This is a genomic window from Roseateles sp. P5_B10 (assembly GCF_056400485.1).
Map to the genome: position 1 here is coordinate 1 of NZ_JBFULE010000110.1, position 11,562 is coordinate 11,562.

Sequence of the window (11,562 nt, forward strand, 5' to 3'; positions counted from 1 at the left end):
GCGTGAACCCGAAGCGCGCGCCGCGGCCCGGGCCGTCGCTCTCGGCCCACATGCGTCCGCCCATCAGCTCGGCCATGCGCCGGCTGATGGCCAGGCCCAGGCCCGTGCCGCCGTATTTGCGCGAGGTGCTCGCATCGGCCTGGCTGAAGCTCTGGAACAGGCGGGCCAGGGCTTCAGCGCCCAGGCCGATGCCGGTGTCGCGCACAAGGAAGCGCAGCTCCACGCCGCCTTCGGCCGGAGCGGCCTCCACTTCGACGGTGATGCTGCCTGCCTCGGTGAACTTGACCGCGTTGGACAGCAGGTTCAGCAGGATCTGGCGCAGCTTGGTCACGTCGCCATTGATGCCAGCGGGCACAGTGGGCGCGATGTCGACGGCCAGCGCCAGGCCCTTCTCGCGGGCGCGCGGCGCGATCAGGTCGACGGCCGCGTCCACGCAGTCACGCAGCACGAAGGGCGCACTCTCGATGTCCATGCGGCCCGCCTCGATCTTCGAGAAGTCGAGGATGTCGTTGATGATGGTCAGCAGCGCCTCGCCGGCCTCTCGGATGATGGCTGCGTGGTCGCGCTGCTCGCCGTCGAGCGTGGAGTCCAGCAGCAGGCCGCTCATGCCAATGACGGCATTCATCGGCGTGCGGATCTCGTGGCTCATCGTCGCCAGGAAGGCACTCTTGGCCGCATTGGCCTGCTCGGCCACGGCCTTGGCGGCCTGGGCTTCTCCGAACAGGCGCGAGTTCTCCATCGCCACCGACGCCGCCAGGCTCAGGCCCACCAGAAAGCTCAGCTCGCTGTCGCGGAACGGCTGGCCGCCCTGGCGCCAGACGGTCAGGGCGCCCAGCACGCGCTGGCCGGCGCGCAACGGCGCCACCATCATGCGCTCGTCGGGGTCCTCTTCGGTGCCCTCCATCCGGACGCCGCGCGGGTCGTCGCGCGCGGCGTTGATGACGCCGGGCTCGCCCTTGGCGATCAGCGAGCCGATGATGCCCTCGCCGGCCGTGATGACGGCGTCGCGCACCTCGCTCTCGTATCTGCCGACGGCGACGATGGCGCGGTAGCGCCGCGCCGCGCCCCCGCCCTCCTCCTCCGGCACGAAGACCGCGCTGTTGTCGGCGTCCAGCAGCTCCTTGGCATGCACGGCGATGCGGTTCATGACCGTGGCCAGGTCCAGCGTGGAGGAGATCTCGCGCCCCACCTCGGCCAGGGCCGCGCTCTCGCGCGTGCGGCGCTGGATCTCATCGAACAGGCGCGCGTTCTCCAGCGCCACGCCGACGCTGGCTCCCACCGTACTGAGGAAGCGCACGTCGGCCTCGCTGAAGGCGTTCTCGCGTTCATAGCTCTCGACCAGGATGGCGCCCAGCACCTGGTCGTTGCCGATGATGGGCACGTTGGCGAAGGACAGCGCCTGGTCGGTTCCCGGCAGGGCCAACAGGCCGGCAGCGGTGATCTCGGCCACGTTGCGGCAGACCAGCGGCTGGCGCGTGCGGCGCATCTGCTCGAAGGGCCCGTCCGGCGCCGGCCGCTCCGGCGGCAGCTGGATGGGCACGCCGTGCTCGAGCTCGTAGAGGTAGTGGTTGAGGCCGCTGGCCGGGTCATACCAGCGGATGCCGATGTCCTGGGTCTCGAGCAGCTCGCACAGGCGGTCGCCGACACGCTGGATGATGGCCTCGAAGCTCAGCTCCGGCGACAGGCTCTGCTGCAGGTTGTTCAGCATCGCCAGCTCGTTGACGCGGCGCTCCACCTGGGCCTTGCTGGCCAGCAGCTCGGCCGTGCGCTCAGCGACGCGCTGCTCCAGGCCCTCGCGCAGCCGCAGGTTGGCCAGCGCGACGGCGGCCTGGGCGGCCAGCATGACGAGCAGATCGCGGTCGCCCTCGCGGAAGCGCCCGAAAGCACCGTCCAGGTCGGCGTAGAGATAGCCGACCAGCTCGCGCTCGGCGATCAGCGGCGCGATGAGGCAGGAGCGCTGTTGCACGGCCGGCACGCCTTCGGGGCCGATGCGCAGGGCCGCCGCGCGGCTGCCGCGCGCTTCATCCAGCCAGGGTGTGATGGCGGTCAGCAGGGCCTCCTCGCCACCGGCCTCCCCTTGCGGCATCAGATGGCTGGCGATGTGGCGCAGGCTGCCGCCGTACTCCAGCACCAGCAGCACGCGTTCGGCGCCGCTGATCTCGGCCGACTCGTCGACCAGGAACTCATGCAGCTCGGTGCCCGTGGCCAGCTCGGCCAGGCGCAGGCCGACGTCGACCTGGCGGGCGAAGCGCTCGTCCAGATGCGCCGCGCCGCTGAGATGACGCGGGCGGCCGCCATCGGCCAGCCAGGCCTGCACGACGGCGCGCGCCACCGGCCGCTTGTTCAGCGAGTTGCGCCGCAGGCCCTCGTCGGACAAGCCGGCCAAGCGCAGGCAGACGAAGCGGTAGGCCCGCGCCAGCGCCACGCTGGCCTCGCGCCGCCGGCCGGCTGCGCGCAGCGCTTCGCAGCGCCGCCACCACAGGGCCGGCAGATCCAGGTTCTCCAGCGGCGCCAGGCCTTGGGCCCAGTGCAGTCGAGCGGCCTCGGCGCTGGCATCCAGCGCCGCTTGCAGGCGGCCGGTGCCCAGCTCGGCCCAGGCGATGAGGCCGAGGTCGGCCATGCGCTGGGCGGCCGACGGCGAATGGTCGAGCGCCAGGCGGAACTGCACCGCTGCGGCCGCCGCGTCGCCTTCCGCCATCGCCAGCTCACCGCGCAGGCGCGCGATCTCGGAGCGAAAGCCCGGGTTCTGGCGCGCCAGGCTCAGGGACTCGGCCTCGCCGGCATAGGCGCGCGCCTCGGCCAGCGCGCCGGCCTCCAGGTCGAGCCGTGCCAGCGCCGTCAGCGTGTAGGGCAGCAGCGCCGTCGCACCCGTGCGGCGCCAGATCGCGAGCGCGGCCAGGTAGTGGCGGCGCGCACGGCGCGTCAGGCCCAGCGTGACGTAGTGGTTGCCGATGTTGTGGATGGCCGTGCCCTGGCGCTCGGCATAGCCGGCCGCGGCATAGGCCGCGAGCGCCAACTTGCACAGGTGCAGGCAGTCGGCCAGGTCGGGGTTGTTGAAGGTCTGGGCGTTGTAGGCATTGCCCTGGCCCAGCAGGTCGCCAGTGGCCAGCGCCAGCGCCAACGCCGCCTCGGCCGCCGCGCGCGCCTCGGCAACGAAACCCAGCATGCCCAGCAGCAGGGATTCGACATAACCGCAGCGGCCCCGGGGCACCGCTTTGCCGGCGGCGGCAAACAGCGCGGCGGCCTCGTGCACCCGGCCCAGCGCCACTTCGGGCTCCAGCTGGCAACGGCACTGGGCTTCGGCCAGCAGGGCCAGCGCATAGGCACGGTCGAGTGCGTCAGTGCCGGCCTCGGCCAGCGCGGCTTCGGCGGTGGCGATGGCCGCCAGCAATTCACCGCGGCGCATCTGCACCAGCCCGAGCGCGAGGCGGGCGCGGAGCCGCCAGGCGGGGCGGCCCTCGGCCAGCTTGGCCAGGGCTGCGGCGGCATCGGCCGCAGCAGCCAGGGCGCCGAGCGCGATGAAGCTCTCGACGCGCAGCTCCAGCACCCGGGCGTCGCCGCGCCAGCCCGCGCTCACGTCGATGAGACGCTGATGCTGGCCCGACCAGGCCAGGTCGGCCAAATCCTCCAACACGGCGACATCGGGGCGCAAGGGCATGGCGGGACAGAGCCTTTTCACACCACGGGGATCGGATGCGTTGCCACTCCGGAGAGGGGCCGCGCGAGTCTAGTCCGCTCTAGTCGGCCTGGGGCAGCGTCAGCCTCATGACCGTCCCCAATGGGCCGCTGCGCAACAGTTCCGCCGTGCCGCCATGCATGTCCATGACGCGGCGCACGATGTACAGGCCCAGGCCGTGGGCCGACTCAGTGCCGCCGCTGYCGCGCGCGCCGCGGGTGAAGAGGCGGGGCAGCAGCTCGCGCGGAATGCCGGGGCCGGCGTCCGCCACCTCGAACTGCAGCACGGCGGGTTCATCAAAATCGATGACATGCAGGGTCACGGGGCTGACGCCGCGCGCGTACTTCAGCGCGTTGGACAGCAGATTGCGCAAGGCCAGGCGCAGCAGGCTCATGTCCATCAGCGCCGTGCGGGTCGCCGTGTGGCGATGCACGACGATGCGGTCGCGCTGCTCGCGTGGCAGGTCGGCAATGGTGACGGCGATCAGCGTGTCGATGTCGGTGTCCTCGCGCGCGATGCGTCCGCCGCCCGCCAGCAGGCTGGCCGCAGCCAGCGTGTTGTCGACGCCGGCCAGCACCTGGCCGAGCACGGCCTGGGCGCGGTTCAGCCTCTCCTGGGCCTGGCGCTCACCGCGGCCGGCCAGGCTGGCGGCCGCGCTCTGCAAGGCCGCGCTGGCGTTGTTCAGCGGCTGGCGCACCTCGTGGGCCAGCACGTCCAGCATCTCGGAGCGCTCGTGCAGCAGCTGGTCCAGCTCCTGCACGTGGCGCTCGGTCTGGCGGCGCATGCGCTGCTCGTGCGCCAGCTCGGCGCGGCGCTGCAAGTCCTCGGTGATGTCGTCCACCAGGGCGAGGGCACGCAGTGGCCGGCCGTCGGCGGTGTACTCCGCGACCGCCGAGACCAGCACGTCGCGCAGCCGGCCGTCGGCGCAGATCAGCTGCACGGGGCAGTCGCTGACATGGCCGTCGCGCCACATCGCCGGGCGGTAGACCTCGCGCACCTGCTGCGACGACTCAGGTGTCATGAAGTCGTCCATGGCCCGGCCGATGACCTGCTGGCGCTTGTAGCCCAGGCGCTCCAGCCAGCGGTCGGACACGCTGAGCACCCGGCCGGCCGCGTCCACCGAATGCATCAGCGCYGGCGTCGACTCGTAGAGCGCGCGCAGGCGCTGGCGGTTGTGCTCCAGCTCGACAGCGGCGCGGTGGTGCTCGGTGACGTCCTGGAAGGCGCCCACGAGCCGCACCGGCACGCCGTCCTGCCAGTCGACCTGCCCCTGGGACAGCACCCAGATCTCACGCCCCTTGGCCGTCACCAGCGGCAGCTCCAGGCTCCAGGGTTCGCCGTGCTGCATGCCGCGCAGCACGGCCGCCTCGATGGCGGCGCGCGCCTCGGGCTTGTAGTAGCCAATGGCCTCCTGCAGCGTTGGCCGGTGGCCGGCCTCGAGGTCGTGGATGCGGCAGGTCTGGTCGCTCCAGACGAGCTCCTCGGTCTGCAGGTCCAGGCTCCAGCCGCCAATGCCGGCGACACGGCCGGTGCGGTCCAGCAGGGCCTTGCTGTCGCGCAACTCGCGTTCGGCGGTGATGCGGTCGGTGACGTCCTCGGTGATGCCGACATAGCCGCGCAACCCGCCATCGGGCGCCAGCAACGGCCGGGCACGGGTCCAGACCTGGCGCACGCCGTGGCCGTTGCCGCCGCGGCGCAACCGGTAGCGCATCTCGAATGCCTGACGCTGGGTAACGCAGCGCCGCCAGTGGGCCAGCACCGAGGTGCGATCCTCGGTCGTCAGCGTGGCTGCCCAGCCCTCGCCCAGGGCTGCGCGCGCCGACAAGCCGCAGATGCGCTGCCAGTTTGCGTTCGTGAAGATGAAGTCCCCTGCCGCGTCGGTACGGAAGATGCCCAGCGGCGCCGTCTCGGCCAGCACCTGGAAGGGCTGTTCCGCCGCCTCGAGGTCGGCGCCACGCAAGGCGCGCTCGCGCATCATCAGCGCTTCGGCTGCGGCGTCGGCCAGGCGGGTCAGGGCCTCGCGCTGCGCCTCGGTCAGCTCGCGCGGCTGGAAGTCGACGACACACAGGGTGCCGGGGTGGCTGCCGTCGTCCAGGCGAATGGGCACGCCGGCATAGAAGCGCAGCGCGGGGCGGGCCAGCACATCGGGGTGGTCGACGAAGCGGGCGTCCAGCCGGGCATCGCGCACTTCGAAGAGGCCATCGGCCAGCAGCGTGTGGGCACAGAAGGTCTGGGCCCGCGGCGTCTCGCTGCGGCCAAAACCGACAGCGGMCTTGAACCATTGGCGGCGCTCGTCCAACAGGCCGAGCAGGGCGACGGGCGTGCCGCAGATCTGCGCCGCCAGGGCGGTGAGGTGGTCGAACAGCGGCTCGGGCTCGGTGTCCATGACGGCCAGCGCCGCCAGGCGGGCGAGGCGGCGGTCTTCGTCGGGCGGCAAGGGCGGGGTCACCATGGCCGACAGCTTAGGGCAGGTCAGGGCGTCGCTCCTCATTGCGCAGGCCGTCCGCGCGGCGTAGCGTCGCCGTCTTTCGTCAGGGAGAACCTCATGCTCAAGCTCTGCGCCCTGCTGCTGGCGCTGCTGATCGCGCCGGCGCGCGCCGATGTCGTCAGCGACTGGGCCGAAGCCACGCCCAAGGTGCTGCAGAAGTCGCCGCGCGGTCAGGTCCTGCCTGCGACGCTGCTGACCGACCTGGCGATGTTCAACGCGCTGAACGCGATCACGCCGCACTACCAGGCCTATGGCACGTCGCCAGCGCCCGTGCCGGATGCCTCACCGGAGGCGGCCGTCGCGTCCGCCGCCCGCGTCGTGCTCGGCAACGTGCCGGGCGCCGACCAGGCCCTGCTCGACAAGACCTACGAGGCCTCGCTGAAAGCCGTGACCGACGCGGCCGCGCGTGCCAAGGGCGTGGCGCTGGGCCGGCGCGTCGCGCTGGCGCTGCTGGCCGCGCGGGCGGATGACAGCTTCGCGCGCGTGGAGCCGCCCAAGGTCGAGCCGGCGCCGGGCATCCATGTGCTGACGCCCGAGTACAAGCAGGAGTCGGGCATCGGCCTGGCGCGCATGAAGCCCTTCGCGATCAAGGACGTGGCGGCCTATGACCCCGGCCCGCCGCCGGCCGTGGGCAGCGCCGTGGCGCTGCGCGACCTGGCCGAGGTCAAGGCCGTCGGCGGGCGTGTCAGCACGCAGCGCACGGGCGAGCAGTCGGTCATCGCGCTGTTCTGGAACTCCGGCGAGGGGGAGGACGCCGTGGCGATGCTCAAGAAGCTGGCCGAGAGCACCAAGGCCACGCCGCTTGAGTTCGCGCGCATGCTGGCCCTGATGGACATGGCCGACCTGGACTCGCGCATCGTCTACACCGGCATCAAGACCAAGTACCGCCACTGGCGGCCCTACAACGCGCTGCGCGGCGCCTTTGCCGATGCCAAGCTGCGCGACGCGAGCTGGGAACCGCTGATCCACACGCCGCCCAACAGTGACTACCCCTCGGGCGGCGCGGTCGGCGGCGGCACGCTGCAGGCTCTGCTGAAGGACTTCCGCGGCGACAGCCAGGCGCCACTGGTCTGGGTCAACTCGGCGCTGTCGATGACGCGCAGCTGGAGCTCGCCCGAGGCCATGGGCCAGGAGCTGGCCAATTCACGCGTCTGGAGCGGCGTGCATTTCCGCAACTCGGTGGACGTGGGCTACCGCCTCGGCCAGAAGGTGGCCGAGGAGGTGCTGGCGACGCAACTGCGGCCCTTGCCCTGATTTTTCTCAGGGAGTCGCGCGGCCCAGGTTGCGCAGCCAGAAGGCCTCGTACTTGCGGTGCCAGCCGGCGGGCTTGACGACGCCACCCATGGCATGCACGCCGTCGGGGTCGAGGAAGAGCTCGACCAGCGACTCCTTGCCCGAATCCAGCAGCTCGCGGTAGACGTTGACGGTGTCCTGGTACAGCACGTTCGGGTCCTGCATGCCGTGCACCAGCATCAGCGGCTTCTTCAGGCCCTTGGCCAGCGGCAGCAGCGAGTATTTGCGCAACACCGGCTTGGTGCGGTCCGTGGCCTTGCCGATGGTGCGGCCGCTGTACCAGCTGTTGTAGTTCTCCCATTCGGTCGGGCCGGCACCGGCGATGCCAGCGGCGAACAGGTCGGGCCGGGTGTACATCGTGTACTGCGTCTGGAAACCGCCAAAGCTCCAGCCGTTCAGGCCGATGCGCCGGGCGTCCACGCCGAACTGCGTGGGCAGCAACTTGACGAGGTCTTCCAGGTCCTCGGCCTGGGGCTCGCCGGGGCGCTCCCAGTTGGCGTCAGAGAACTTGCGGCCATAGTTGCTGTGGCCGCGCGGGTCGACGGCGATGGTCACATAGCCATGCCTGGCGGCCATGTATTGGCCGAACAGATAGGCGGTGTTCTGGAAGCTGTCGACCTCGACGATGTGGCGGTCGTTCAGCGGGCCGCCATAGACGTAGACGATGGCCGGGCGCTTGTCGGCCGCGGTCCAACTGGCGGGCTTGAAGGCATAGGCCTCGATGCGGTCGCCATGGCGGTTGGTGAAGTTGAAGCGTTCGGGCCGCAACAGTTTCAACTCGCCCCAGGCCTTGTCATTGCTGTCGGTCAGCGTGCGCGCCGGCGTCTTGCCATCAGTGGCGAGCAGCTTGAGCTCCGGGCGCTGGGCCCAGTTGCCGGCCACGGCGCCGACCCATCGGCCATCCTCCGAGGCCGCCGCGGCGCGGTGGTACTCGCCCGCTGCACCGAGGGCCTGGGTGGCGCCGCTGGCCAGGTCGACACGCAGCACATTCATGGCCGCCATGTCGCCCTGGTTGGCCAGCACGAACATGGCCTTGCTGTCGGCCGTGAAGCCGATCACCTGGTGGGCCTCGAACTCGCCCTTGACGAGGGGGCGCAGCGCCTTGGTGGCCACGTCGATGGCATAGGGCTGGCGCCAGCCGGCTTCGTCCAGGGCCAGCACCAGCGTCTTGCCGTCGGGTGTGAAGCGGGGCTTGAGCACGTTGACCACCTCGTGGCCGACCTCGCCGCGGCGCTCCAGCACCATCTCGGGTTTGGCGGATTCGTCGCAGGCCGCCGGGCCGCTCCCAAGGCCTGCAGCGCCCCCTTGGGGGGCAGCCGTCGTACCCGACGGCTGGGGGCAAGAAGTCTTACCGATGTAGACGCGCAGCAGCTCCTTGTCGCGCTCCCAGGTCGTGAAGGCATAGCGGCTGCCGTCACGGGCCCAGGCCACATCGCTCATCTCGAACCAGACATCGCCACCGTTCTGCGTGAACACAGGCGCAGGCTGCTTGCGCGGCGGCTCATTGCCGGTGGGCAGCTGGCGGATGTAGAGGGCCAGCGGCTGCTGGTTGCGCTTGTCGTCGGACACCTCGCGGTTGACCTTCTTGGCCGTGGCCCAGCGCTCGCTGTAGTTCATGATCTCGACCTGCTTGGGCGGCGGCGCCGGCTTGTCGTCGGCCGTCTTCAGCGGCGCCTTGGCCAGCAGCGACATCCAGCGGCCGTCCTCGCTGATGGCCGTCTGGTCGATCTTGTATTTCTTCTGCTCGTCGTCCGGGTGGATGAGCTCGCGGTTGATGACCTGCACGCCGGTCTGCTTGAAGCCGCTGCGCAGCACGCGGGTCTCGTCCGTGTAGATGACGCCGCTGTCGTCGGCCGTGTAGGCGACGAGCTTCAGGTCGCGCTGCGTGGCCACCAGCGGCTGAACGGTGGGGATCTTGTCGTCCGCCTTCCAGCGGTAGAGGCCGCCGCGGTACTGGAAGACCAGTTCGTCGGCCTTGTGTGCCCAGGCGAACTGGCTCGGTCCGGGATAGAGATCGGCGGGCTTGAGCTTGTCGCGGGCCAGCTTCTTCTTCAGCTCGTCGCGGAGCTCCCACAGCTCTTTTTCCTTGTCCTTGTCGGGCGACGAGGCGGCCGATGCCGGTGCTGCCGCAGGCACCGGCTTGCCGGCGCGCCTGGCAGCCAGCGCGGCCATGGCCTGCCTCTCGAGCTCGGCCTCGGCCTTGTCCGCAGCCTTTTGCGCGTCGTCCTTGGCCTTCTTCTCGGCCAGCTCCTTCTTCAGCGTCTCGATGGCAGCGGTTTCCCACTGCGACAGATTGACCTTCTCGCCGCGCAGATAGGCCTGCTGCGCCACCTCACGGGCCTGGCGCTCGGCGTATTCGGTGTTGCGCTGCCGGAGCTTCTTGTCGAAGCGCTCCATGTCCTCCGGCGCCTCGAAGGCCGCCATGACCTGGGGCGACGTGATGCGCTGCGTCTTGCCGGTCTTGGTGTCGTACACCCAGAGATCGGTGCCGGGCTCACCGAACGGGCTCCACAGCCAGGCCAGGTAACGGCCGCTGCGGCTGAAGTCGGCCTCCTTGGCAGGCTCGCTGCGATAAGGCTCGGCACGGAAGATCTGCTCGAGACTGGGAACGGGCTTGGGCGGCGCGGTCTGTGCCTGCAGGGGGGCGGCGGCCGACAGGGCCACGGCAAGGGCCAGGCTGCTGATGGCAGCGAAGGTCACGGGCTTCAAGGGATCTCCTGAATCTACCCCCTAGGGTTAGGGGCAACGAATTCTAAGAAGCAGGCGCGGCGACCCCCATTCGTCACGGGATCGTCGTGGCAGGCGGCGACGTGGAAGCCTTGGACTTGCGCCATAGCGCCACGCCGACGTGGATGGCCAGGCCGAAGACGAACAGCATCACGGCGCCCAGCGTCCAGACCACCCAGGCCAGCACCGTGACGCCGCCCGTCAGCGACGGCAGCGCGCTGGCCAGGGATTGCAACTGCGGCGACAGCGTCTCGACCGTCGACACCAACCAATCCGCCACTGCCGAGGGCAGCCAGTCTCTCAGCGACTCCGGCAAGCTCCAGCCACCCGAGCCGACGCTGCCGGCGTGGGCCAGYAGGCCGGTGAGAAACGACTGCACCGCCCACACGAGGCTGGACCACAGGGCCAGCAGCAGCAAGACCAGCACCCAGCCCACAACGAACGCCATCGCAAACCTCTCCGGTCAATTGAACGGTGCAGTGTGTCCGGTCCGATGTCTCGGACAAAGCAGGCGGAGCCGCAACCGGACTTCTGGAAAACCGAAGCGCGGCTGAATCAGCCCACCCGTGCCAGCACTGGCTTCAAGGCCACGCCCGTGTGACTGCCGCTCGCCACGACCTGCTCCGGCGTGCCCTCGATGACGACCCGCCCACCCGCATCGCCGCCCTCCGGCCCGAGATCCAGCACCCAGTCGGCTTCCGCAATCACATCCAGGTCATGCTCGATGACCACGACCGAATGCCCGCCCGCCACCAGCCGATGCAGCACGCGGATCAGCTTCTCCACATCCGCCATGTGCAAACCCACCGTCGGCTCGTCCAGCACATACAGCGTGTGCGGCGCCTTCTGCCCCCGCCGCGCCACGTCGTCCCGCACCTTGACCAGCTCCGACACCAGCTTGATCCGCTGCGCCTCGCCGCCCGACAGCGTCGGTGAAGGCTGTCCCAGCGTCAGATAGCCCAGCCCCACGTCCTTCAGCAACTGCAGCGGGTGCGCGATCGACGGCATCGCTGCGAAGAACTCGACGGCCTCGTCGACCTCCATCGCCAGCACGTCGCCGATGCTTTTTCCCCGCCAGCTGACACCCAGCGTCTCGGGGTTGAAGCGCTGGCCATGGCATTGGTCACAGGGCACCTTCACATCGGGCAGGAAGCTCATCTCGATGGTCTTCATGCCCTGGCCTTCGCAACCGGGACAGCGGCCCGCACCGGTGTTGAAGCTGAAGCGCGCCGGTGCATAGCCGCGCGCCTTGCTCTCCAGCGTCTCGGCGAACAGCTTGCGGATCGCGTCCCAGAAGCCGATGTAGGTGGCCGGGCAGGAGCGCGGCGTCTTGCCGATGGGGGTCTGGTCGACCTCCAGCACGCGGTCGACCTGGGCG

General features: G+C 70.3%; 5 protein-coding genes and 1 pseudogene. 1 reads left to right on the plus strand and 5 read right to left on the minus strand.

The features are described 5' to 3' along the window. Together AC1DU6_RS09995 and AC1DU6_RS10000 are read right to left on the minus strand one after the other, a co-directional pair. The coding region (locus AC1DU6_RS09995) for a GAF domain-containing protein (protein WP_477856978.1) at nucleotides 1-3,658 on the minus strand (3,658 nt) is incomplete at its 3' end. Between the two features lie 79 nt (nucleotides 3,659-3,737). Continuing rightward, on the minus strand, nucleotides 3,738-6,128 hold the full coding sequence (locus tag AC1DU6_RS10000) for a PAS domain S-box protein (RefSeq protein WP_477856979.1): 2,391 nt from the start codon (nucleotides 6,126-6,128) through the stop codon (nucleotides 3,738-3,740). Nucleotides 6,129-6,221: 93 nt separating this feature from the next. Here AC1DU6_RS10000 and AC1DU6_RS10005 point away from each other — a divergent pair, with 93 nt between their 5' ends. Continuing rightward, nucleotides 6,222-7,418: a vanadium-dependent haloperoxidase gene (locus tag AC1DU6_RS10005; RefSeq protein WP_477856980.1), complete on the plus strand. Its 1,197-nt coding sequence runs from the start codon at nucleotides 6,222-6,224 to the stop codon at nucleotides 7,416-7,418. A gap of 6 nt (nucleotides 7,419-7,424) precedes the next feature. On the opposite strand, the gene AC1DU6_RS10010 is transcribed toward AC1DU6_RS10005, so the two are convergent. The 3 genes and pseudogenes from AC1DU6_RS10010 to AC1DU6_RS10020 all read right to left on the minus strand — a co-directional run. After that, nucleotides 7,425-10,157, minus strand: coding sequence for a S9 family peptidase (locus AC1DU6_RS10010; RefSeq protein ID WP_477856981.1), 2,733 nt, complete (start codon nucleotides 10,155-10,157; stop codon nucleotides 7,425-7,427). An 82-nt stretch (nucleotides 10,158-10,239) separates the two neighbouring features. Next, nucleotides 10,240-10,632 (minus strand): hypothetical protein, encoded by a 393-nt coding sequence (locus tag AC1DU6_RS10015; RefSeq protein WP_457322948.1) that lies wholly within the window; start codon nucleotides 10,630-10,632, stop codon nucleotides 10,240-10,242. A 107-nt stretch (nucleotides 10,633-10,739) separates the two neighbouring features. Next, nucleotides 10,740-11,562: pseudogene (locus tag AC1DU6_RS10020) on the minus strand (excinuclease ABC subunit UvrA); the annotation flags it as partial.